Origin of the sequence: Halomicronema sp. CCY15110 (assembly GCF_016888165.1) — a bacterium.
GTDB lineage: Bacteria > Cyanobacteriota > Cyanobacteriia > Phormidesmidales > Phormidesmidaceae > Halomicronema.
The window spans coordinates 1-22,037 of record NZ_JACSWC010000279.1 but is presented as its reverse complement, the minus strand read 5'-3'; the positions used below and the strand labels follow the sequence as shown (position 1 = coordinate 22,037).

Genomic DNA, 22,037 nt, shown 5'->3' with positions numbered 1-22,037 from the left:
TGAGCCACCCCACCAACCAAACATATTATGGGCGACGATGGACAACCCTCAAGGGGCGGTGACAGTCGCAATTAGTCGCCCACAACATCCCCTCAAGCGAAAGCCAGTTAGGCCGCTTGAGGATGCTTGAAACGTTGAAGTCGATTGGAAAAGCTTTGCAAAACTTCGATCGCAAACATCGGCGTATTCTCGATCAAAAACTTAAAGCGACTTTCGCTAACGGCAATAAGTTGGCAGTCGGTCTTCGCGATCGCGGTTGTCGCCCGTTGATGATCGCTTTGCACCAGGGCACCTTCGCCAAAGACATCACCCGCTTCGATGGTTTCAACTGTTGTCCCATCGACCTGCAATTCTACAGTGCCAGAGACGATGCCATACATTATGAGCCCGAGCGACCCGCTCTTAAAGATCGTTTCACCAGCCTGACAAGTCAGATGCTCATCGGCGTTTGAAAATAGCTCAACCGTTCTCACCACAGCCATTATGCACCTCCACCATTAGATGTTTGTCTATACCAATTTTGCCCAATACGTAAAGCTTATGTAGTCTTTGCCACCATTAATACGGGTTTCTCAACGAAACGATAGGCTTCGTTAAGGTCAGCGGGGCCAGGGTCGCGCAGCGCCAATGTGCGAACAGGTGTCTGGAGAACGACAGCTGAAAGCCAGGGGGGGGCAGAAAGGGGAGGGTTGGACGAGGGAGTTTTCATGGCTCAGCGGCGATCGCCCTGCTGCTGCGGCATCATCCGCGCCATCGCATCCCAGGTGCCGGCCCCAAACTCTTTTTCAAATTCCCGCACAATCCAATCGCCGGGTTTGCCTAACTTTTTAGCGCTGCGATGCAAATAGCTCAGAAAAGTTTTCTTTTGCTCCCAGGTAGGTTGACGGCCAAAAATGGATCCCAAACACCAAGCATCCTTAGCTGTACGACCAGTCTTTTCAAGAAAATGATGTTCGGTCAGTGTAGGAGCATACCCTCGAGTAAAGTTAAGGCGACGATACCCATGAAAGATTTCTATAAGCGTCGGAATATCGCGAATAGCATGGGCTTGTTCCCTTGAATAAATCTGCACCATGTCTTCGAGATTCAAGGGGCGATCGGATAGCCACTGGTGCTCACATTCGGGACACCGCACAACAAAACTCAGCACCATGCGGCCACACTGGGGGCAGGCTTTCATCGGGGGGGGGCTGCCACCGCCACTGCCGTCTTTGCACATGGGCAACCGGTATTCATCAATATCTTCGGGAAAACCGAGGCGTTCTAAATTGCCTGCCTGGTCGAGAATGATGCCGCAGGCTTTGCCTGTTTGGGGCGAAATGCGCATGACGCGGCCAATTTGTTGAATGTGGAGCGCGCTGGATTGGGTGGGGCGCAGCATTAACCCGACTTCGACACTGGGCTCATCGAAGCCGATGCTGATGACGTTGCACGAGGTGAGCACGAGGATGCGTTCCTCCCGAAGGTCAGCATACATGCGCTGGCGATCTTTAATCGGGGTGCCGCCTTCGACGGTGTCGGCGGGAATGCCGGCCTGGCGGAAGGCTTCGGCGACGTGGCGGGCATGTTCGATATCCACACAAAAGGCGATCGTGCGCTTGCCAGATACTAACCGTTGCCACTCTTGCACGATTTTGCTGACAAGTTCGGGGCGATCGCAGGCATTTTTCAAGCCCGCTTTGTCGTAGTCGCCGCGCACGGTCTTCACCTCTTTCAGATCCGCGACGCCATCCGGCGGCATACTGAAATATTTCATCTGGGAAAGGAATCCCATCGCCTGCAATTCGTACGGTGGCGGTGCTGAGACCAAAGTGTCGAGATGTTCGCCCAGTTGGTCTTTGCCCAGGCGCTCGGGGGTGGCCGTCATCGCCAGGTGGACGGCATTGGGATGGGTTTTGTACAACACGGACTTACCGACGCGGCTGAAGAGAGTCGTATGGGCCTCGTCGTAGAAAATTACATCAGCGGGCCATTGTCGCCACCACTTCCGCTGGGCCATTGTCTGTACGCTGGCAATTTGAATCGGGGCCTCGCGATCTTCTTCCCACCCCGCTTTGATGAAGCCGCAGTGCAGCCCAAAAGACTTCATTTTTTCGTAGGTTTGCCCCACCAGCACATCCAAATGGACGAGAAACATCAGCCGTTTGCCTGCTGCCTCGGCATGAGCGCAAATCTGGCCGCTGATCACGGTTTTACCGGCTCCAGTGCCCGCAATGATGGCAATTTTGGTGTGGCCCTCGTTGATCTGGCGATAGAGGTCGTTGATCAGCTCGACCTGATACGGACGCAAACGAGGTGATTGAGAGGGGGCAGCCATAGACAAACCGATGTGCAGTGGGTGGGCGATCGCTCACCAATCGCGGTCAATCCCTTTCAGAATAATACATTGGCACTATCCCCGGTTTCTAGTCATGGGGTGGTGCGAGGTGGCGTTAGATTGGCGGGTCATCCCTCGAACGCAGAGAAAAATTCCTGATACATGTCGCTGAGGGTATCGTGAAAGCCCCAGCCCATATGAGCTGTCGCACTAACAAGCCGCTGAAATCGGGGCAAAAAGACTGGCCTCAGACCATGCTTCGTCGTCCACTGAGCCGCCGTCTGATACATGCTCTCCATGCTGTTGTAAAACGGCTCATCAATATCGCCAAAAGCCTCCGTGTAGGCGACGCCTTGCTCTACATAAAACAACATCATGTCAGCAACACTGTCTACACTGCCCGCGACCTTTTTAAAGTCCATGACGGCTTTGCGGGCCACTGAGAGGCGACCTGGCCCCGGTCTGTACTCCGTCGCAAACTCCCGACGAATGGTGGTTTTATATTTCTCTGCCACCGCATCCGCCGCTTGAGGATCGAGTTTTACCTGGTAGTAATCTTGGACGGCGGGAATTTTTTTGAACAAGTCAACGATTTCGTTCGCTAGCTGCGTTTCGGAACACTGAGACAGATATCGCTTGAGGTCGCTGACCTTGGGGCCACGAGTCGCCATGACGCAAGGGTAATTGGGTGAACTTCTTCGGTAGTGTAGACCATCTCGTCGGTGCACCAACAGAGGGGTGAAACGTCAGCCAAGCGCCTATGATTAGGGGCGATCGCCCCATCCCTGCGCCCCATGATCAGCCCCACCGAACGAGAAAAAATGCTGGCGAATCAGCCGTACCTCGCCAATGATCCGGAATTGGTCGCTTTGCGGCTGGCAGCGGCGCGTCAACTCCACTGCTTTAACCAATCGGCCCCGGACGAGACGGTCACCCGATCGCAAATTATTCAAACCCTGTTCGACACCGTGGGCGAGGGTTGCGAAATCTATCCGCCTTTTCATTGTGACTACGGACAACACATCAAGGCGGGGCAAAATCTCTACATCAATGTGAACTGCACGATTTTGGACTGTAACTGGGTGACAATTGGCGACAACGTGCTGATTGGCCCCAATGTGCAGCTCTACACGGCCTACCACCCGGTTGATCCCCAGGTGCGGCTGACGGGGGTAGAAATGGCGGCCCCGATCGCGATCGGCAACAACGTGTGGCTGGGGGGCGGCGTGATGGTCTGTCCTGGTGTCACCATTGGCGACGGCAGCACCATTGGGGCGGGCAGCGTGGTGACGAAATCGATTCCTGCAAACGTGGTGGCGGTGGGCAATCCCTGCCGGGTCATGCGCTCCGTGTGACCCGACGGGGGCTTTCGCCGAGGCTACCGATTCCTTCTAAGATGAGGACACGAGGACACGTTAATTCATCTGCCAACGGCATACTATGCAGGGAAAACTGATTGTTTTTGAAGGAGTTGAAGGTAGCGGCAAAAGTACGCAACTGGTACGGCTGCAACAGTGGCTAGCGACGCAGCCATCCTTTCAGAAACTTCAGTCAGCGGGCATTGTGCCCGACTTAGTGAGCACCCGTGAGCCGGGCGGCACGAACCTCGGCAAATCGCTCCGGGCGTTGCTGCTCGATCATCAACCTGAAACGGCTTTGGGTGCCCGCGCCGAACTGCTACTGTATGCCGCCGATCGCGCCCAGCATATTGAAGAGGTGATTGTTCCAATGCTGCAAGCGGGGAGTTGGGTCTTGTGCGATCGCTTCATCGACTCCACAGTCGCCTATCAGGGCTATGGTCGCGGCCTCAGCCTCTCGTTGATTGAGCAGCTGAATGATATTGCCACGGAAGGCATATCAGGCGATCTGACCATTTGGCTGAAACTCGACGCCGACCAAGGTCTAAGCCGCAGTCGGCGGCGGGGCACATTGGATCGCATGGAACAGGCCAACCTGGAATTTCATCAGCAGGTGCAGCAAGGCTTTGAAACGTTGGCTGAGCGCAACCCCGATCGCATTGTGGCCATTGATGCCGCTGCCCCTGAAGACACCGTGGCACAGCAGATTCAGATCATCATGGAGCAAAAACTGAAGGCGTGGTACAGGAAACATTTGCCGACCTCTTAGGTCAAACCACAGCGATTGATTTGCTGAGTCAGGCGATCGCCCAAGCCCACATTGCGCCGGCCTATTTGTTTGCCGGGCCAGCGGGCGTCGGGCGGCGACTCGGGGCACTCCGGTTTGCCGAGTGCTTGTTAGGCCATGGTTTGGACGTGCCGTCCGCGTCGCTGCGACGCCGCATTGCCGCCCGCAACCACCCCGATTTGCTGTGGGTCGAGCCCACGTACCTGCACAAGGGCAAGCCCGTCACCGCCGCCGAGGCCGAAGAACTGGACCTCAAGCGCAAAAGTCCACCGCAGATTCGCTTGGAGCAGATTCGCGACATTGCCCGGTTTTTGTCGCGCCCGACGTTAGAAGCACCGCAAGCCGTGGTGGTGATTGAAGGGGCCGAAACCATGGCCGAAGCCCCCGCCAATGGCCTGCTGAAAACGTTAGAAGAGCCGGGGGCAGCCACTGTGGTTTTACTCGCCGAAGATAGCGCTCAGCTGCTACCGACCATTATTTCTCGCTGTCAGACCATCCCGTTTCGACGGCTGGCGGTAGACACGATGGCCAGTATTTTGCAGCAGACGGGCCACGCTGATATTTTGCAGCGCCCCGACATTCTGGCCATGGCCCAGGGCAGTCCCGGCCAGGCGATCGCTGCTTGGGAACAACTCAATACCATTCCTGAAGACATTCTCACTGCCCTGGGTAAGCCACCCACCACTTTGCGCGCTGCTCTGGAGACGGCGCGGCAAGTCAGCAAAGAACTGGATATCGAATCGCAACTGTGGCTGGTGGACTATTTGCAGCACATCACCTGGGAGCAACAGCGATCGCCCCAGCCCTTGCAAGCCCTAGAACAAGCCCGCATTCATCTCCGCCGCTTCGTGCAACCGCGCCTCGTTTGGGAAGTCACCCTGATGCGCTTTGTCCAGTCTTAAAGCGCCCAGAGTCCTAAATTAATGTTGCAAACCGCGATAATCATGGTCGCGACCAGAACCATGAACGCTAAACCAAATAGAGAATAGCAAGAGTCAACTGTACAGTTTAGTTTTAGATGGGTGGCGAACCCGGCTGAAAAGCCCACGGGGGTATCCACTGCGGCGATTCATTTCAGGGCATGATTCATGGCCATTAAACAATTGCGTTCCCTCTCCGGGGCCAAATTTGGGCTCTTGATTGTCGGCTTATTGGTGCTGGGGGGGGGCTCGTTTTGGGTGGTGCGATCGCGGCTGCAATCCCGCCAGGCCGCAGTGGTGGAATCCACGGAACCGGCACCGCGACGCGTGCAAGTGGCGGCCCTGGGGCGCGTCGAGCCAGCGGGCCGGGTGGTGGATGTCGTCGCTGGAGAAAGTGGCCGCCTGGGCCAGCTCGAAGTGGCAGAAGGGGATATCGTCCAACCTGAGCAGATTCTGGCGTATCTGGATATTTATGCGGTGCGGCGGGCCGAGCGCGACTACGCCGCCAGTCAACTCGCCGAAGCCGAGGCGCTGCTGGTGGCCCAAACTGAGGCCGGACAGGCCTCTATTCAAGAGGCGGAAACGCGGGTCGGCCAAATTGATCAGCCCCAACTCGCGGCGATCGAAGCGCAGCAGCGCAACATTGACAGTCTGCAAGCCGACCGACAAATTGCCGAGGCCGATTTGGCCCGCTTTGAACGGCTGTATGCCGATGGGGCGATCGCCTTACAAGAGCGCGATCGCCAGCGGGCCACCGTCCAGCGTCTGCGGGAAGACGTGCTGAGTGCCCAAGCTCGCAAACAAGAACTGACCGCCGCGCGGGAAACGAGCCTAGCCAACGCCGACGCCCAGGTCAACAGTCAAACCGCCAATTTGCAACTGGCCCAAGCGCAGGTCAACGTCGAGTCGGCAGCCCAAAACCTCGCCCTGGCGGCAGCCCGACTCGAACAGACGATCATCCGGGCTCCACGCGCCGGGCAAATCTTGCAACTGTATGCCGAACCGGGTGAAGCCGTCACTACCAATGCCCCCATTTTGGCCCTGGGTGACACTCAGCAAATGTACGTCGTGGCGGAGGTCTATGAAACCGATGTGTCGCTGGTGGCACCGGGTCAGCGGGCCAGCATTACCAGCCGTAACGGAGCCTTTGGTGAAGTGTTGACCGGCACCGTGGAACAGGTGGGCCTGCAAATTTTCAAAAACGACGTGCTGGATGATGATCCCGCTGCCAATGCCGATGCCCGGGTCGTCGAGGTGCGAGTGCGAGTGGATCAGAGTGAGGTCATTGACAGGCTGACCAATTTGCAAGTGGATGTGGCGATTGATGTGGGGACATAAATGAAACGAACCCCGCTCGCCCTTTTGAATCTGCTCCATGAAAAAACGCGGCTGATTGTGGCGATCGCGGGCGTCGGCTTCGCGGTGCTGCTGATTTTTATGAATCTGGGCTTTCAGGGAGCCTTGCTAGCCACCACCGTCACGTTTTACGAACAACTGGACGCGGACATTTTCCTCACCTCGCCCGAATCCCTCGAAATCAGTTCCACCAAAGCATTCCCCCGCGTACGGCTAGCGCAGATTGCTGGAGTCGAAGGCATCGAGCGCACCATGCCGCTGTATATGGAGTATTTGCTATGGCGCAATCCCGAAACGCGCATCAGTCGCGCCATGTTTGTGTTTGGCATCAATCCCCAAGACCCGGTGTTTGGGATGCCGGAGGTGCAAACGCCCGCCGCCCAGCAAGCCCTCGAAGCGCCCAACACGGTCTTGATCGATCGCCTCTCTCGCGAAGAATTTGGCCCCCAGACCGTGGACTTGGAAACTGAAGCGGGCCGCCGTCGTGTCATCATTGGCGGGCAATATTCCTTAGGCGGGGGATTCGCCGCTGATGGCACCCTGATCATGAGTGACCAGAATTTTATCCGCTTTTTTGCCCCGCGCCCCTTCAGCCAAATTAATCTGGGCCTCATTCAAGTAAAAGCAGGCGCGAATATTGAGGCGATCGCCACCACCCTACGTCGCCTGCTGCCCGCCGATGTGCGCGTCATGACCCGCCGCGAAATGATTCAAAACGACTTGCAGTTCTGGCTCCAAACCACCGCGATCGGCTTCATCTTCTCCCTCGGCGTGATTGTATCGTTCATTGTCGGCACAGTAATTGTGTACCAGATTCTCTACACCGACATCCGCGACCACATGAAGGAATACGCCACCCTCAAGGCGATGGGCTACAGCGGTCGCTATTTATTCGGCATCGTGCTGCAAGAAGCGGTCATTCTGGCCGTCGCCGGATTTGTGCCCGGCTGGGTGGTGGCCGTGGGGCTGTATCGCCTCACCCGTGAAGCCACCAATCTCCCCATGATCATGACGGTCAACCGCCTGGTGTTGGTCTTCACCTTGACCTTGATCATGTGCAGCCTTTCGGGCCTGATCTCGGTACGCCGCGCCGTCACCGCTGACCCAGCGGAGGTGTTTTAGCCATGCTGTCTTGGTGGAAACGCACGCCCCTGGCGTGGCTCAACCTGACCCACGATCGCCGCAAGTTTGCCACCTCCATGGCCGGTGTCGGTTTCGCCGTATTGCTGATGTTCCTCTTCACCGGGTTTCAAAATGCCCTTTACGACAGTCAGGTGCAGTTGATTAACCGCCTCAACGCCGACATCATCATCATCAATCGGCTCAAAAACAATATGTTTGTGCCCGCCGCCTTTGCCCGGCGACGGCTCTATCAAGCTCAAGCTTTGGCGGGGGTGCAGGCAGCCTATCCGCTGTACATGAGCGATGTGCGCTGGCGCAACCCCGTCACCCGCAAAACGCGCCCCGTGCGGGTACTGGCCTTTAATCTGGCGGATCCCGTGCTGCCCCTGCCCGGCGTTACCGCTCATCTGGAGGCGCTCAAGTTCCCCAATACCGCATTGATTGACACTCGCGCCCGCGCCGAAGTGGGGCCGCGCGAAGCGGGTATTCAGAGTGAGCTAGCGGACCGAGCCATTGAAATTGTCGGCACCTTTCGCCTGGGCACCGACTTTGCCGCTGGCAACGGCAACCTGATCATGAGCGACCAAAACTTTTTGCGCTACTTTGCCAATCGCGGGCCAGAGGAAGATGAGCGCAGTTTCTCAACAGTGGATATTGGCCTGGTGCAAGTGCAACCGGGGGTCGATGTGGATGAAATGGTGCAAGCCCTGAGCGCTTTTTTGCCGAATGATGTGAAAGTGATGCGACGCTTGGGGCCTGGCAATAGCTTTGAGGCGCAAGAACGCGACTACTGGCGCGAAAGTACCAACATCGCCTTCGTCTTTTCGTTGCTGACGGTGATGAGTTTTTTTGTCGGCATCATTCTCGTGTATCAGATTTTGTATACCGATGTCGCCGATCACTGGAAGGAGTATGCCACCCTGAAGGCGATGGGCTACAGCAATCGCTTTTTGCTCACCGTCGTGATGCAAGAAGCGTTGATTTTATCGGTGGTGGGATTCATTCCCGGCATTCTGGTAAGCCGGTTGCTGTACACCGCCGCTAGCAATGCCATTGGCCTGGTTTTTCTCATGACCCCAGCTCGCATTACCCATATGTATCTGGCCGCCTTTGCCATGTGTTTGATTTCCGGCGCGATCGCCGTGCGTAAAGTCCAGTCCACCGACCCCGCAGAGGTGTTTAGTTAATGGCCACTTCCCAGTCCAGCGGGTCGAGCCCGGTCACCCCGACCACCAGTGCCGTACAGATTCAGAATTTGCACTATTCCTTTGGCAGCGGCGATCTCACAAAACAAGTTCTGTTCGATATCAATTTAACGCTGCCGCGCGGACAAATCGTGATTATGACGGGGCCATCGGGGTCGGGCAAAACTACCCTGCTGACTCTAATCGGAGCGCTCCGCACTGTTCACGCCGGGAGCCTGCAAGTGCTCGGGCAGGAAGTCGTGGGCCTGAGCCGCCGTAAACTCGTGAGCGTGCGCCGCAATATCGGCTTCATTTTTCAGGCGCACAACCTGTTTGAATCGCTCACCGCTGCGCAAAACGTCGAAATGGCGGTGGAACTCAAAGGCCAGTTTGGTACGAAGCGATCGCAGGCCGTCGAGATTTTGGACAAGTTGGGCCTCAGCGATCGCGTGGACTATAAGCCGGGTTCCCTCTCGGGGGGCCAAAAGCAACGAGTGGCGATCGCCCGGGCCCTCGTCAATCACCCCCTCCTAATTCTCGCCGATGAACCCACCGCCGCCCTCGACAAAAAATCGGGGCGCGATGTGGTGACCCTGATGCAAAAATTAGCGAAGGAAGAAAATCACACCATTCTGATGGTCACCCACGACAACCGCATTCTGGATGTCGCCGATCGCATTATCAACCTCGTCGATGGTCGGCTAGAGTCCGACGAAAACCTGGATACCTTTGTCAGCACTCACGATCCCAAGAGTCTCGACCGCCGCATGTTCATTATGTAGCGCTCAATGTTTGCCGCCACTGACGGCCATCGGATGCGGCCCTTGACTCAGTAACGGTTCTGTAACTTACGACACCACATGAGTTCGATGAAGCGTTAAAAATTCTCGCAGATGACTCTGCACCTGAACATCCTTCAGGAGTTCGCCAGGGTTTGAAGCCTTTCTCCATCTGGGAGCTACTACATACACACATCTCGATGGCTCCCTCAAAATGCTGCATTTGCCCCCCTTTATCCCCCCAATTCTGGGGGGATACCAGAATTCAAAGTCCCCCAAACTTGGGGGATTTAGGGGTTGGGGGCTGATCGCTGGCAAGTCATTACGCATACCTTATGTGTACGTAGTAGCCATTTGGGAGAGACGGTGAAACGGTTCTGTAACTTCCGACACCATTCTGCGATCGCCACTGGCACGACGATCGACTGATTCAGCGGGACTGTCGCATCTGGCCTGACCACGGGCACATTAAACCTAAAAATTCCTGGGCTGGTAAGTCGGTGGCCCACCCGCTAGCTTGACCAAATCATCCTGTAAGAGACAATCTACGCGTGCATACTGTCAAAGTTAGAGAGTCTCACCAGCGCTATCTTCCGTCAACCGTTCTGGGACAGATTGATTAAACCTCCTGGTTTGGGGTCCCATTTCGGGTTTTCCGCTTACTCGTCGCTCGGTTCACTAGGTTGATGACTTCCGGCCCTTCTCAATTTTCCCGCTTACCTCGCAGCCTGAGTTCATTTGAAACTTGGGGCTTTGGCTTGACCGGCTTGCTGTTGTGGTTAGGCATCGCCCCGGCCATGCAAATCGAGTTGGGCTGGCAAGCCCTCGCCGTCTGGATTCCGGGTGCCCTAGTCGGCATTTTGATTAACCTGCAAGTGCAGCGGTTGGGGCAGCAGTGGACCGACTTGGCCGGGGGCACCCCCAGCTATCTCAGTCGCTTATTACCGGAGACTCCCTGGCTCGCCACGTACGGTGCTCTGGGCTACTACATTAGTTGGGTGGCCGTTTTGCCGGTCAACGCGATCGTGCTGACTGATTTGGTGCAGGCCAATCTCACCCCCTTTGGCATTGACTGCCCCACCCTGCTGCTGAAAGTGGGCTTTACCGCGATCGCCTTCATCGTGGCTTTTAGTGGCACCCGCGCCTTGGGGGTGCTGCATTTATTTTTTGTCGTCCCGGCCATTTCCCTGATACTGCTCTTCTGCCTGCAAGGCATTGGCTGGGTCGCCCTCTCGCAAACGGTGTCGGCCATTACCTGGGGCACTTTTCAGATCGGCGACTGGGCCAAGTGGTATGTGGTGGCCAGCTATGCGGTCTACGCCTGCGAAAGTGGGGCCGCATTTGTGGCTGACAGTCGGTATCCGCAAAAAACGCTGCGGATTTTGCCGATCGCGGCGGCGCTGATTCCCGTCATCTATCTGGCGGGCAGTTGGCTCTTGCTGGCCCTGGGCTCCGCCGATGCCAGCATCACCACCCCCTACGAGCAGTTGCTGGCCGCCAGTCCCTTTTGGGGCGAGGGCGCAGCGTTTGTCGTCACCTTTTTGCTGGCTTCCGCGAGCTTGCTGAGTTGTGCCACAGCGGTTTCCAACACCCCTCGGATGCTGTATCAACTGTCACTGGATGGTCAGCTACCGCCCGTATTTGCCCAGGTCTCGCAGCAGGGCATTCTCGGCGTCGGCTTGTTGGTGACAATGCTGCTGAGCATCGCCTTCCTCTGGTGGGGGGATATTGCTCAGATTGTTTTTGTGACGGGTCTCGGCTGGTTGGGCTCGTTTGCCATCTTTCACTGGGGGCTCTGGCGACAGCGGCAGCAAGCCTATGTGCGCTGGGCGCGGTGGTCTTTGGGCTTTGCCATCGCTGAAGGGCTGATTGTCATCGTGGGCGGCCTAGCCTGGAACCGTCTGGACTTGCTGTGGGGCCTGTTGCTGCCTGGGGCGATTTGGGCGATTTGTCAGCTCGTCGGGCTGATCCCCGCGCAGTTATGGCGCCCGCCAGATCGCGATCGCACTCTGGCCGCTCACTCGCTCAACGCCCCGCAGCAAGACTGGGCCTTGGTGCAAATTGGCGGGCTGATCGGGCTACTCAGTGGCGCGATGATAGTGAGTTGGGTCATTCATGGCCAACTCGATCGGTTGCCGCTCACTAATCAAGTCAACGTTTTGGTAGTGGTGCTCATGATCGGAGCCGCAGTGGGAGTGGCGATCGCCGGGTGGACGACCTTGCCCCAAATTTCCCTGATTGGGGAAGCCCGGGAACGGGCCGAGCAATTTTTCAACATGGCGGCTGATGGCATTCTCGTCTTGCAAATTGACGGCACCATTCGGCAAGCTAATGCCGCTAGCCAATCGCTGTTTCGCACCGATGAGGGCACCTTACAAGGGCGATCGCTCTACGATCTCTTGCCCGACCTCCGCCCCACTGCCGACGTGCGTGGCCCCACCATCAACGTGCCGCTCAAAGCTACTCTGGTCAACCACGTCCTCGAAGTCACCCTCTCAAACTCGCAGGTAGCCACCAGTAGCGAGTACACCCCAACCGAGCAGTTAGTCGCCGTCATTCGCGACATCACCGAACGTCAGGCCGCAGAAGATGCGCTCCGCCAAAAGGCCGCAGAACTACAACAGTTACTCACCCGCCTCACCCAAACCCAGAGCCAGCTGGTGCAAGCGGAAAAAATGTCCAGCTTGGGGCAACTCGTCGCTGGAGTCGCCCACGAAATCAATAATCCTCTGTCCTTCATTGCGGGCAATATCACCTTTGCCCAAGATTATGCGCTGGACCTGATGCAAGCGATCGCGGTCTACCAACAGACCTATCCCAGCCCGCCGCCCAAAGTCACCCAGACCCTCGATCGCCTGGATGTCGATTTTCTCTGCGCCGACTTCCCCAAACTGCTGGCGTCCATGAAGGACGGCTCCCAGCGCATTCTCCATATCGTGCAGAGCCTGAAAAATTTTTCGCGCCATGACGAATCACCCACCAAGGCGGTCGATCTGTATAACGGCATCGAAAGCACCCTGGTCATTTTGCGTAATCGGTTAAAGGCGAGTGGCCCCCGCCCCGCAATCAAAGTCGTGCAGCAGCTTGAACCGATTCCCTTAGTGGAATGCTACCCCTCGGCAGTCAACCAGGTGCTCATGAACCTGCTCGTGAACGCGGTTGATGCTCTAGAGTCGGTCGAGCTGGACGACACCGCCACCCCCACGATCACTATTACCGGGCATCCGCAAACGCACCATGACGTGCCGGGGGTCGCGATCACCGTCGCTGATAATGGCCCCGGCATTCCGGCAGCATTGCGCGATCGCCTCTGCGATCCATTTTTCACCACCAAACCCCTAGGCAAAGGCACGGGACTGGGCCTCTCCATCAGCTATCAGGTGATTGTAGAGAACCATCAGGGGCGCTTTACCATTGAGAGCGAACCCGGTCAGGGAGCCCAGTTTCACCTCTGGTTACCGCAATCGTTAGAGCCTCGTCCAATCCCTGCCTCCCTGGCCGATGCGCCCCCTCAGACTGCCGCTGGGGCCGCCGCCACGGAAGCCGGTTCGTAAAGATATTCAAACCAGTTGCCATCGGGGTCTTTGCCATAAAACGAAGCGGTGCCGTCGCGGTGCTCGTGCACTTCGGTCACAAATACATCGTCGGCTTTGAGGCGCTCATAGGCGGCGTCGACCTCAGCGCGATCGCTAAACACAAAGCCAAAATGCGGCCCGGCTTGTTCATAGTTCGGGCTGAGCAGGGCCAGACCGTCGTCGCCCGCTTTGACATAGGCCCAATCTTTGTCGTGCCAGGCGACTTCCATGCCTAAGCCCTGGTAAAACGCCACAGCCCGATCAATGTCTTTTACACAAACGGCCACATGGCCGAGACGAGTGGGTTTCATATGCGCGTAAACCTGTATTAGTCCAACTCTTTCATTGTAAAAGGGGGGCCTCCGATCGCGGGTGGGGTTTTCCCGCGCGGCTTCAGTCGCGGGTGGCGGTTGGGGTCGCGTTGGCAGTGGTCTGGGCTCATTGACCGTTCGACGGTAAGTCGGTGGACACAATTATTTCGCAGACGGGTTTCGACTCCGCTCAACCCTCAACCTTTGACCTGGACAGTAATATCGCTGATTGAGCGGCGTCGAAATCAGCCACTTGGTTATCGTTTAACTAGGCCCAGCTACTTAAATGAGGGCACTCATTAAAGCGCTGGATTTGCCACAGGGTGCTGGTGTGCCGGGCCATGTCCGTCTGCGCCCAGCGATCGCAGTCCAGCCAAAATTCAAACAGCGCGGTATTGGACATGGTGATCTGCCAGGTGCGATCGCCGCCCATCAGCGCCGCCACTAGATGTTCCAAAATCCACTGATGCGCCACCACCCACACTGCATCACCATTGCGGTGTCGTGACAAGAGTTGGGTGATAAAGGCTTCGGCCCGCTGCCGCCCTTGCCGGGGCGTTTCCGCTTGGGGAATGGGCAACCAGTCCAGCGAAGTGACGAGCGCCTCACACAAATCGGGGTAGCGCTGCTGGGCCTCGGCCCAGGTCAGCCCGGTCAAAATTCCGACCTGAAATTCGCACAGTTGCGCCGCGAAAAAAACAGCGGGTGGTACCTGCTTGCCCCGCGCCAGCAGCGACACCGGCAGCCAGTCATTCGGGGCCGCGATCGCCGCCTGAGATCCTGTTCTAGCCGCCTCAGTAGACAGTTGCCACTGCCAGGGTTGCAGCAAATCCGTCATGGATTCCACGGCGCGGCGGAGCGGACTGCTGTAGATGTGGCTAGGCTGCCAATCCTGGTCATAGAGCCAAGTCGCCAACTGCTGACATTGCTGATGTCCGTGTTCGGTCAGGGGCGCATCATCTTGGCCAGCCATGCGGCGATCGCGGTTGCTGGTGGACTCACCATGACGCATCAATAACAGCTTCAACATGTCGCTTCCTCCCAGCGGCCCGATCATAACGCCCCGCTCCGCCTCACCGGGGGCAACCAGTCAACCACAACGGCAAGCGCCCGACCCAGATGTCCACAGCATCGGTCATTTCAGAGCTCTAGCATTTACTTCAGTTGATGGATGCCAAGATTAGGCCATAACGCTGAACCCTCTGGCAGCATTGAGATCCGATGACCCCATCCAGCGCTCTACAGGCGCTCAAGCAGCACTCAGACCACGCATTATTTGTTCACATAAATCTGAAAAAAAGATTGCAGAACCCTCTAGTTTTCTATATCGAGACGATATTCAGATTATGGATAGAGAGTAAGCGCCATGGCAGATATCAAACGCATCGGGATTTTGACGAGTGGGGGTGATTGTGCCGGGCTCAATGCCGCGATCAGAGCGGTCGTGCATCGCGCGATCGATGCTTACGGTTGGGAAGTTTACGGCATTTCCCGCGCGACCCATGGCCTCTTACAGCGGCCTCCCGAATTTCATCCGTTGACCCGCGTCCCGGACGATTACGATTTGCTGGTCAAAGGGGGCACCTTCTTAGGCACCACCAACAAGGGCAACCCCTTTGCGTTTCCCATGGCCGATGGCTCGGTGGGCGATCGCTCCGAAGAAATTATCGAAGGCTATCACCAGCTCGGCCTCGACGCCCTCATCGGCATTGGCGGCGACGGCAGCTTGGCAATTTTGCGCCGCTTGGCCCAGCAAGGCGGCATCAATCTAGTCGCGATTCCCAAAACGATTGACAATGACTTGGGCAGCACGGAGCGGGCGATCGGCTTTGACACCGCCGTCAACATCGCCACCGAGGCGGTTGATCGGCTGCACTTCACCGCCGCCAGTCACTCCCGCGTGATGATTCTCGAAGTGATGGGCCGCGATGCCGGACATATCGCCATTAGCGCCGGGATTGCCGGGGGCGCTGACATTATCCTGATTCCCGAGATTCACTACTCGATGGATCGGATTTGTGAGCACATCACCACCCTCAACGAGCGCGGTAAAGACTACGCCATCATGATTGTGGCCGAAGCCGTATGCAACGAAAATGGCGAGAAAATGACGAACCAACTGGCCCTCAGCCAATGTCGCCTGGGCGGCGTGGGTCAGTATTTGGCGGATAATATTTCCACCCGGACTGGAGCCGAAACCCGCGTCACCGTTTTAGGACACGTGCAGCGCGGGGGCATTCCCTCGCCGTTGGATCGCCTCACTGCCACCGCCTTTGGGGTAGCGGCCACTGACCTCATCGCCGAAGGTCGCTTTGACCGCATGGTGAGTTGGCAAAATCGCCAGGTGGTCGATGTGCCCATCGAAAGCGCGATCGCCCACTACCAGGACGTTGACCTCAACGGCACGCTCGTCAAAACCGCCAGAGCCATGGGCATTTGTCTCGGTGATCCCATTCGCGTCCCCATTAGTGTGTAATTCACAGCGTTGCAAAAGTTGAGCTGATAGCGCTGCTAGCGGGAGTTCCAGAGTATAGTGACGACAAAGCTGCTGTGGCGGCTCGGCTAGATTGTCCTAGTGACCACAGCAGATGCTTTGAGCGCCGCCTTGTGACTTTTGAGCTACCTTCCCCGACGACGCATGACCCCCGACTGCCCGACCATCGCCAGGCCGTCCGTAAGGTGTTGGTCATTACGCTGGTACTCAACCTGCTGGTCGTCGGGTTGAAGTCCCTGGTAGGGTTTTGGACGGGTTCGCTGAGCCTACTGGCCGATGCCCTGCACAGCGTGACCGACAGCGCCAACAATGTGCTGGGATTGGTCACCAATCAACTGGCTTCCCCGCACCCCGATCGCGATCATCCCTACGGTCACCAAAAGTATGAAGCGGTCGGAGCCTTGGGCATTGCCGCTTTTTTAGGCATTGCCTGTTTTGAAATTTTGCAAAGTGCTGGGGAACGGCTGATCTCGGGGGGAGAGCCCGTCAAGATGTCGGCGATCGCCCTCTGGATCATGCTGCTCGTGTTGGGCATCAACATTGGCGTCGCGTTTTACGAGCGTCGCGTCGGTCTCCAGCTCGGCAGCAAAATTTTGATTGCCGATGCCCACCACACCATGAGCGATGTGTGGATTACCATTTCGGTGCTCGGTGGCCTCGTGGGCGTGTGGCTTGGCTGGCAGTGGCTCGACCTGGTGATGGCGTTCCCGGTGGCGCTGCTGGTGTTCAAGAGTGGCTGGACAGTGCTGCGCGAAAATTTGCCCTGGCTCGTGGATGAGATGGCGATCGCCCCAGAAGCCATTCACACTGAAGTGATGCGCGTACCGGGGGTCGTGAACTGTCACGAAATCGCCTCCCGAGGGCTATTAGGACGACAAGTTTTCATCGACATGCATCTCATCGTGGAACCCCGTGACCTCAAAGACGCCCATGAAATCACCGAACATGTCGAAGCCGTACTCGAAGAAAAATTCGGCCCCACTCGCGTCACCATTCATTTAGAGCCCCTGGGCTATCAGTCGCCGAAGATCACCTATTGACGGGCCAGCCTACTCGCTCTCCCCATCGAGCTGGCACGCCAATGTCGTCATCAGGGACGTTTTCACGATCACTCGCTGGCATGCCCTCCCCCCCTCTCACCCACTCTCCGACCCATCACCACCGGAACCTGATTTTCCCGCCGAGCCTTAACCCGCGACTGAGCAGAGGAAACTCCCACCATGAATTTGCCGACCTGGATTACCGTTTCGCGTCTGCTTGGGGCTCCCCTGGTGTTGGCGCTGCTGCTGGAGCCGACGCCCCAGCGGGCTTGGTGGGCTACGGGTATTTTTTTGCTCGCCGCCAGTACCGACTGGGTGGATGGGTACTTGGCCCGGCGGCTGGATCAGGTCACCGACTTGGGCAAGTTTTTAGACCCGCTAGTGGATAAGCTGCTGGTTTTTGCCCCCTTACTGGCCCTCATTGAATTGGGGCGCGTACCCGCTTGGGGCGTCTTTCTGATTTTGGTGCGGGAGCTCACGATCTCCGGTTGGCGGGTGAATCCCACGTTTCAGACCCAGTCAGTTCCCGGTGCCAATCTCTGGGGCAAAGCCAAGACCGTCTTACAGATTGCCGCGATCGCTGGCCTGCTGGCACCCTTACCCGCCCCCGGCAATCAAGTCGGCATCATGTTGTTTTGGGGGGCGGTCCTCTTGACCTGGATCTCAGGGGTGCTCTATGTGCTGCCGCGATCGGCGGAATAAGCCGCCGCCTTGTGGATGCCCCAGCCTTCTCCTCAGTCCCCCAACTGCCAGCACCGCCGCTGCCAAATTTGCCGCTCTGCCCCCATTAGGACACGATTTAGCAATGCTTGTTACCAAGCGGCCAGGCAGTATCTGTTAACAGAATGTATATCCCCCTGGCTGGCTTTCAGGCTAATCGGGGCACCGCAGCAGATTTTATCCCCATGCGTATAGAGCAACTCGAAGCATTTCTATCAGTCTCTGAAACTGGCAGCTTTCAAAAAGCGGCCCAAACCTGTGGGGTAACTCAATCCACGATTAGCCGCCAAATCCAAGCTTTAGAAACCGATTTAGATGCCCCACTGCTGCACCGTGGCACCCCCATTAAGCTCACCATTGCCGGCGAAGCCCTCTTGCCCAAAGCCCGCCGCATTTGCCAAGACTGGCGACAGGCCACCCGCGATGTCGCTGACTTGATGGCAGGCAAGCAGCCCGAGCTCTGCATTGCCGCCATTCAATCGGTCTGCTCTCACCTGCTGCCGCCGGTTTTGCAGCAGTTTTGCCAAAGTCACCCCCACGTGCAGCTTCGCGTGACCGCTTTGGGCAGCGATCGCTCCCTCAAGGTGCTGCGGGATGGCCTCGTTGATGTGGCGATCGTGATGGATAATGAGCGCCTGACCACGAGTCCCGAGATGAACATGCAGCCGCTGTATGAAGAACCCGTGCAAGTATTGATGGCTGCCGACCATCCGCTCACCCAGTTTGACCAAGTCCCCTGGGCCGCCCTGGCCGACTATCCCCAAGTGGTCTTTAAAGATGGCTATGGTATGCAGCGTCTGGTACAAGCCCAATTTGCCGAAAGCGGGGGGGAGCTCCAGGCCGCGCTAGAGCTCAATACATTAGATGCGTTTCGTGGGGTCGTGCGCCAGGGCAACTTGACGGCGCTGTTGCCCCAGTCAGCCCTCACCGAGAGTCGTCGTGACCCGACGTTAGCGATTCGGCCCACGGCGGCCCCGCAGCTCACGCGCAAGGTTGTTCTGGTCACCACGAGCGATCGCCTCCGCATTCCGCTCATTCAAAATTTCTGTCAGTTAGTCCAAGAGCGGGGGGCCATCTTTTTACCACAGTCGTCTCTGACGAAATTGATGTCGGTCGATCAGTCGTCAGTCACCTAAGTCCTATGAGTCACGCCTTTCGCGATTTACTAAAAAAAGTGGGCAGTGGGCAGCATACCTCGGCGGTGCTTACCCGTCAGGAAGCCGCCCAGGCTGGGCAACTCATGCTGTCAGGAGAGGCCACGCCCGCCCAAATCGGCGCATTTATGATCGCCCACCGTATCAAACGGCCGCAATCGGTGGAACTTGCGGGATTTTTAGACGCTTACGCTCAGCTGGGGCCGACCCTACAGCCCATCACCGCTGACTATCCGGCCCTCGTCTTTGGCCTGCCCTACGACGGGCGATCGCGCACCGCCCCCGCCCAACCCCTCGTATCGCTGATGTTAGCGGCGGCGGGCTGTCCCGTCATCCTGCACGGGGGCAACCGCATGCCCACCAAATATGGTCTGCCGTTAGTGGATATCTGGCAGGCGATCGGCATCGATTGGACAGGCCTGTCACTGACCGCTATCCAGAGCATCTTCGAGCACACCAAGCTCGGCTATTTACATCTGCCCGACCACTTTCCCGCCGCCCAGAGCCTTGTGCCCTATCGGGAACAAATCGGCAAACGCCCCCCCCAGGCGACCCTGGAGCTAATGTGGTGTCCCTACGCTGGTGACTGCCAAGTCATTGTCGGCTACGTGCATCCCCCGACCGAAGGGCTTGCTCAAGGCACGTTATCCGCCATTGGCGTATCGCACTTTACCACTGTCAAAGGCTTGGAAGGCAGTTCTGACCTGCCCCGCGCCCGCGCGGCCATCATCGGCATTCACACCCCCAGTGGCGAAGAACGTCTGGTCCTCCATGCCCGTGACTACGATTTGGGCAGCCCCAGCGAAACCCCACTGGAGACCGAAGCCCAATACCTGTCCACCTTGCAAGACACGCTCAACGGCAAAGCGACCCCTTTGCAAGCGATCGCGCTATGGAATGGCGGTTTCTATCTCTGGCGTAGCGGGATTACTTCCAGTTTCACCGATGGCATTGCCACCGCGCGCGAGTTACTGAGCAGCGATCGCCTCATCCAGCAAATTCGGCTCATCCAACAAGCGATCGCCCAGCATCGTTCCGCCTAGTGGCTGCGATCGCAACGCCGCAGAAAATCACGGTTCACCCACCAAATGAATCACCGTCAGCTCTGGCGGACAGCGCCACCGTCCCGGAAAATAGCTGCCCAGTCCCCGATTCACATACAGTTGCGTAGCACCCACCTGATGCAAACCAGCCGACCATTGCCAATTGCGAAAGATGCGATCGCAGTCTTGTTTCAAAAAGGGTAGAAATGGCCGCATCCACTTGGGCACGACTGCGCCCCACTGCTGCAACAGTGCCGGCGCTGGCCCCCACGGCAAAATCACTTGGCCGCCGTGGGTATGCCCCGACAGCACTAAATCCGCTCGATATTGTTGCAGCGCAACCACGCTGTCGGGATTGTGCGATAGCACCAGCCGGGGCAATTGCGGATCTAACTGCTGAAATATGGTCGCTGGGACAAAGTCACGAGAATAAAAATCAGCCAGCCCCACCAGTGGAAAGTCCACTCCCAATGGGCACGCAATGTCATTCCACAAAGTATGAATGCCCACCGATTCGAGCCCAGCAGTCACCCGCGATCGCGAGTGAGGGTAGAAATTGTCATGGTTGCCCAGAATTGCATAGATCCCATTGGGACTATGCAACTCCTGCAAATAAGGCGTCAGCCCGTCAATGTCTTGAGCCTCATCAGTAATAAAATCCCCCGTTAGCACAATGAGATCGGGAGCAAGGTCATGACAGCGTGCGATCGCCTCCCTCAATACCTTGAGCGCCAAGCTACGACCATCAAAATGAAAATCAGACAGCTGCACCACAATCATCCCTTGCAACCGTTCCGGCAAATTCGCAATGGCAACTGTGACATGTTCTATCTTTAAAGGCTCAATCAGAATCGGCGGCAACAAGCACAATCTCTCTCAATAACGATGCCTCAGCCTTCATTATTACTCACCTGACATTGCTCAGTTGCCATCGTTCTCCACAACAGCAACTAGCCAATCCTCATCAACCGTCCCCTTTATGCATCGCCCGCGTTCTCCCAAAGTAGTGACCGAACCAATCCAGTCTCTTTGGTATCTACCCGCATCGAAAGACTTTTAATCGAGTATGATCGATAGGCTATCAACTACAGACATTGCCACGGACGCTGTGCCTGACATGACTGACTTTCCTCAGCCTCCGCCAAAACCGGACACCTCTACCGCTAAACCGACCGACCATAAAGTCAACCCTGTGGTCGAAGGGCTCCAAACCTTGGGCCTGAGCATCGTCTTAGCCCTCGGCATTCGTACCTTTGTCGCCGAAGCTCGCTACATTCCATCCGGCTCGATGGAACCCACGCTAGAAATTAATGATCGACTCGTAGTCGAGAAAATCAGCTATCATCTCAATCCGCCGCAACGGGGTGACATTGTTGTGTTTTGGCCCCCCGACAGCCTCTTCCCAGAAGAAGAACAGCGTAAAGACGCCTTCATCAAACGAGTGATCGGGCTACCGGGTGACACTGTGGAAGTCCGAGACGGGACTGTCTTCATTAACGGCATGCCCCTCGAAGAGGATTACATCAAGGCTGAACCCGACTACACCTGGGGGCCAGAAACTGTCCCAGCAGAATCATATTTAGTGTTCGGCGATAACCGCAATAGCAGTTTTGACAGTCACGCTTGGGAACCCGACTCCTTCGTCCCAGCTGAAAACATCATCGGTAAAGCCGTCGTGCGTTTCTGGCCTATCAGCCGTATCGGCGGCTTGGACTAGTACCGCTCGGCGTAAATTTGCCACCCATTAGCCCACTCTTCGAGAAGCCGCTTCGCGTCTACACCCTAAATCCCTCTCCCAAATTTGGGCTACTAAGTACACATAAATCCCTCCTGGGCTAGTGACCATCCCTGAAAGATGGCCTCAAATTTCCTGAGCC

20 protein-coding genes are annotated in these 22,037 nt (G+C 57.0%); 14 read left to right on the top strand and 6 right to left on the bottom strand.

What is annotated here, in order from left to right:
* Window positions 1-107: 107 nt before the first annotated feature.
* The 3 genes from JUK32_RS11660 to JUK32_RS11650 form a co-directional block, all read right to left on the bottom strand.
* Window positions 108-482, bottom strand: coding sequence for a cyclic nucleotide-binding domain-containing protein (locus tag JUK32_RS11660; protein WP_204139025.1), 375 nt, complete (start codon window positions 480-482; stop codon window positions 108-110).
* Between the two features lie 230 nt (window positions 483-712).
* Window positions 713-2,317: a DEAD/DEAH box helicase gene (locus JUK32_RS11655; protein WP_204139024.1), complete on the bottom strand. Its 1,605-nt coding sequence runs from the start codon at window positions 2,315-2,317 to the stop codon at window positions 713-715.
* Window positions 2,318-2,445: 128 nt separating this feature from the next.
* Window positions 2,446-2,988 carry a DUF6155 family protein gene (locus JUK32_RS11650; protein WP_204139023.1) on the bottom strand — a complete coding sequence of 181 codons (543 nt, stop codon included), beginning with the start codon at window positions 2,986-2,988 and terminating at the stop codon, window positions 2,446-2,448.
* A 126-nt stretch (window positions 2,989-3,114) separates the two neighbouring features.
* Here JUK32_RS11650 and JUK32_RS11645 point away from each other — a divergent pair, with 126 nt between their 5' ends.
* From JUK32_RS11645 to JUK32_RS11610, 8 genes are all read left to right on the top strand, one after another.
* The gene (locus JUK32_RS11645) at window positions 3,115-3,672 is read left to right on the top strand and encodes a sugar O-acetyltransferase (RefSeq protein WP_204139029.1); all 558 of its coding nucleotides are present in this window, start codon (window positions 3,115-3,117) and stop codon (window positions 3,670-3,672) included.
* 85 nt (window positions 3,673-3,757) lie between these two features.
* Window positions 3,758-4,444: a dTMP kinase gene (tmk, locus tag JUK32_RS11640; RefSeq protein ID WP_204139022.1), complete on the top strand. Its 687-nt coding sequence runs from the start codon at window positions 3,758-3,760 to the stop codon at window positions 4,442-4,444.
* Complete coding sequence (locus JUK32_RS11635) at window positions 4,414-5,364, top strand: DNA polymerase III subunit delta' (protein WP_204139021.1); 951 nt, start codon at window positions 4,414-4,416, stop codon at window positions 5,362-5,364. The genes tmk and JUK32_RS11635 overlap by 31 nt, the downstream gene beginning before the upstream one ends.
* A gap of 186 nt (window positions 5,365-5,550) precedes the next feature.
* Window positions 5,551-6,720: an efflux RND transporter periplasmic adaptor subunit gene (locus tag JUK32_RS11630; RefSeq protein WP_204139020.1), complete on the top strand. Its 1,170-nt coding sequence runs from the start codon at window positions 5,551-5,553 to the stop codon at window positions 6,718-6,720.
* Window positions 6,721-7,860 carry an ABC transporter permease DevC gene (devC, locus tag JUK32_RS11625; protein WP_204139019.1) on the top strand — a complete coding sequence of 380 codons (1,140 nt, stop codon included), beginning with the start codon at window positions 6,721-6,723 and terminating at the stop codon, window positions 7,858-7,860.
* A 2-nt stretch (window positions 7,861-7,862) separates the two neighbouring features.
* Window positions 7,863-9,047: an ABC transporter permease DevC gene (gene devC / locus JUK32_RS11620; RefSeq protein WP_204139018.1), complete on the top strand. Its 1,185-nt coding sequence runs from the start codon at window positions 7,863-7,865 to the stop codon at window positions 9,045-9,047.
* Window positions 9,047-9,826: an ATP-binding cassette domain-containing protein gene (locus tag JUK32_RS11615; protein WP_204139017.1), complete on the top strand. Its 780-nt coding sequence runs from the start codon at window positions 9,047-9,049 to the stop codon at window positions 9,824-9,826. The genes devC (JUK32_RS11620) and JUK32_RS11615 overlap by 1 nt, the downstream gene beginning before the upstream one ends.
* 683 nt (window positions 9,827-10,509) lie before the next feature.
* Window positions 10,510-13,377: an ATP-binding protein gene (locus JUK32_RS11610; RefSeq protein ID WP_204139016.1), complete on the top strand. Its 2,868-nt coding sequence runs from the start codon at window positions 10,510-10,512 to the stop codon at window positions 13,375-13,377.
* On the opposite strand, the gene JUK32_RS11605 is transcribed toward JUK32_RS11610, so the two are convergent.
* Together JUK32_RS11605 and JUK32_RS11600 are read right to left on the bottom strand one after the other, a co-directional pair.
* Entirely contained in the window at window positions 13,335-13,709 is a 375-nt protein-coding gene (locus tag JUK32_RS11605; protein WP_204139015.1) for a VOC family protein, read from the bottom strand. The genes JUK32_RS11610 and JUK32_RS11605 overlap by 43 nt on opposite strands.
* A 268-nt stretch (window positions 13,710-13,977) precedes the next feature.
* Window positions 13,978-14,739, bottom strand: coding sequence for a histidine phosphatase family protein (locus JUK32_RS11600; protein WP_204139014.1), 762 nt, complete (start codon window positions 14,737-14,739; stop codon window positions 13,978-13,980).
* Window positions 14,740-15,075: 336 nt separating this feature from the next.
* On the opposite strand from JUK32_RS11600, the gene JUK32_RS11595 reads away from it, so the two are divergent.
* The 5 genes from JUK32_RS11595 (at window position 15,076) to JUK32_RS11575 (ending at window position 20,160) form a co-directional block, all read left to right on the top strand.
* Window positions 15,076-16,185 carry an ATP-dependent 6-phosphofructokinase gene (locus tag JUK32_RS11595; RefSeq protein ID WP_204139013.1) on the top strand — a complete coding sequence of 370 codons (1,110 nt, stop codon included), beginning with the start codon at window positions 15,076-15,078 and terminating at the stop codon, window positions 16,183-16,185.
* Between the two features lie 131 nt (window positions 16,186-16,316).
* Window positions 16,317-17,243 (top strand): cation diffusion facilitator family transporter, encoded by a 927-nt coding sequence (locus JUK32_RS11590; protein WP_309224531.1) that lies wholly within the window; start codon window positions 16,317-16,319, stop codon window positions 17,241-17,243.
* Between the two features lie 180 nt (window positions 17,244-17,423).
* Complete coding sequence (gene pgsA, locus JUK32_RS11585; protein ID WP_204139012.1) at window positions 17,424-17,945, top strand: CDP-diacylglycerol--glycerol-3-phosphate 3-phosphatidyltransferase; 522 nt, start codon at window positions 17,424-17,426, stop codon at window positions 17,943-17,945.
* 203 nt (window positions 17,946-18,148) lie between these two features.
* Window positions 18,149-19,099: a LysR family transcriptional regulator gene (locus JUK32_RS11580; protein ID WP_204139027.1), complete on the top strand. Its 951-nt coding sequence runs from the start codon at window positions 18,149-18,151 to the stop codon at window positions 19,097-19,099.
* Window positions 19,100-19,104: 5 nt separating this feature from the next.
* Window positions 19,105-20,160, top strand: coding sequence for an anthranilate phosphoribosyltransferase family protein (locus tag JUK32_RS11575; RefSeq protein WP_204139011.1), 1,056 nt, complete (start codon window positions 19,105-19,107; stop codon window positions 20,158-20,160).
* Between the two features lie 27 nt (window positions 20,161-20,187).
* On the opposite strand, the gene JUK32_RS11570 is transcribed toward JUK32_RS11575, so the two are convergent.
* Window positions 20,188-21,024 (bottom strand): metallophosphoesterase, encoded by an 837-nt coding sequence (locus JUK32_RS11570; protein WP_239112575.1) that lies wholly within the window; start codon window positions 21,022-21,024, stop codon window positions 20,188-20,190.
* 253 nt (window positions 21,025-21,277) lie between these two features.
* Between JUK32_RS11570 and lepB the strand changes: the two genes are divergently transcribed.
* Window positions 21,278-21,877, top strand: a complete 600-nt coding sequence (gene lepB, locus JUK32_RS11565) for a signal peptidase I (protein WP_204139010.1) — start codon at window positions 21,278-21,280, stop codon at window positions 21,875-21,877.
* Window positions 21,878-22,037: the final 160 nt, after the last annotated feature.

Bases quoted from the DNA above. Each gene is read 5' to 3' on its own strand.
- JUK32_RS11660 (WP_204139025.1), bottom strand. From the start codon at position 482: ATGGCTGTGGTGAGAACGGTTGAGCTATTTTCAAACGCCGATGAGCAT.
- JUK32_RS11610 (WP_204139016.1), top strand. From the start codon at position 10,510: ATGACTTCCGGCCCTTCTCAATTTTCCCGCTTACCTCGCAGCCTGAGT.
- JUK32_RS11600 (WP_204139014.1), bottom strand. From the start codon at position 14,739: ATGTTGAAGCTGTTATTGATGCGTCATGGTGAGTCCACCAGCAACCGC.
- JUK32_RS11655 (WP_204139024.1), bottom strand. From the start codon at position 2,317: ATGGCTGCCCCCTCTCAATCACCTCGTTTGCGTCCGTATCAGGTCGAG.
- JUK32_RS11630 (WP_204139020.1), top strand. From the start codon at position 5,551: ATGGCCATTAAACAATTGCGTTCCCTCTCCGGGGCCAAATTTGGGCTC.
- devC (WP_204139018.1), top strand. From the start codon at position 7,863: ATGCTGTCTTGGTGGAAACGCACGCCCCTGGCGTGGCTCAACCTGACC.
- pgsA (WP_204139012.1), top strand. From the start codon at position 17,424: ATGAATTTGCCGACCTGGATTACCGTTTCGCGTCTGCTTGGGGCTCCC.
- devC (WP_204139019.1), top strand. From the start codon at position 6,721: ATGAAACGAACCCCGCTCGCCCTTTTGAATCTGCTCCATGAAAAAACG.
- JUK32_RS11615 (WP_204139017.1), top strand. From the start codon at position 9,047: ATGGCCACTTCCCAGTCCAGCGGGTCGAGCCCGGTCACCCCGACCACC.
- JUK32_RS11575 (WP_204139011.1), top strand. From the start codon at position 19,105: ATGAGTCACGCCTTTCGCGATTTACTAAAAAAAGTGGGCAGTGGGCAG.
- JUK32_RS11605 (WP_204139015.1), bottom strand. From the start codon at position 13,709: ATGAAACCCACTCGTCTCGGCCATGTGGCCGTTTGTGTAAAAGACATT.
- tmk (WP_204139022.1), top strand. From the start codon at position 3,758: ATGCAGGGAAAACTGATTGTTTTTGAAGGAGTTGAAGGTAGCGGCAAA.
- JUK32_RS11650 (WP_204139023.1), bottom strand. From the start codon at position 2,988: ATGGCGACTCGTGGCCCCAAGGTCAGCGACCTCAAGCGATATCTGTCT.
- JUK32_RS11595 (WP_204139013.1), top strand. From the start codon at position 15,076: ATGGCAGATATCAAACGCATCGGGATTTTGACGAGTGGGGGTGATTGT.
- lepB (WP_204139010.1), top strand. From the start codon at position 21,278: ATGACTGACTTTCCTCAGCCTCCGCCAAAACCGGACACCTCTACCGCT.
- JUK32_RS11580 (WP_204139027.1), top strand. From the start codon at position 18,149: ATGCGTATAGAGCAACTCGAAGCATTTCTATCAGTCTCTGAAACTGGC.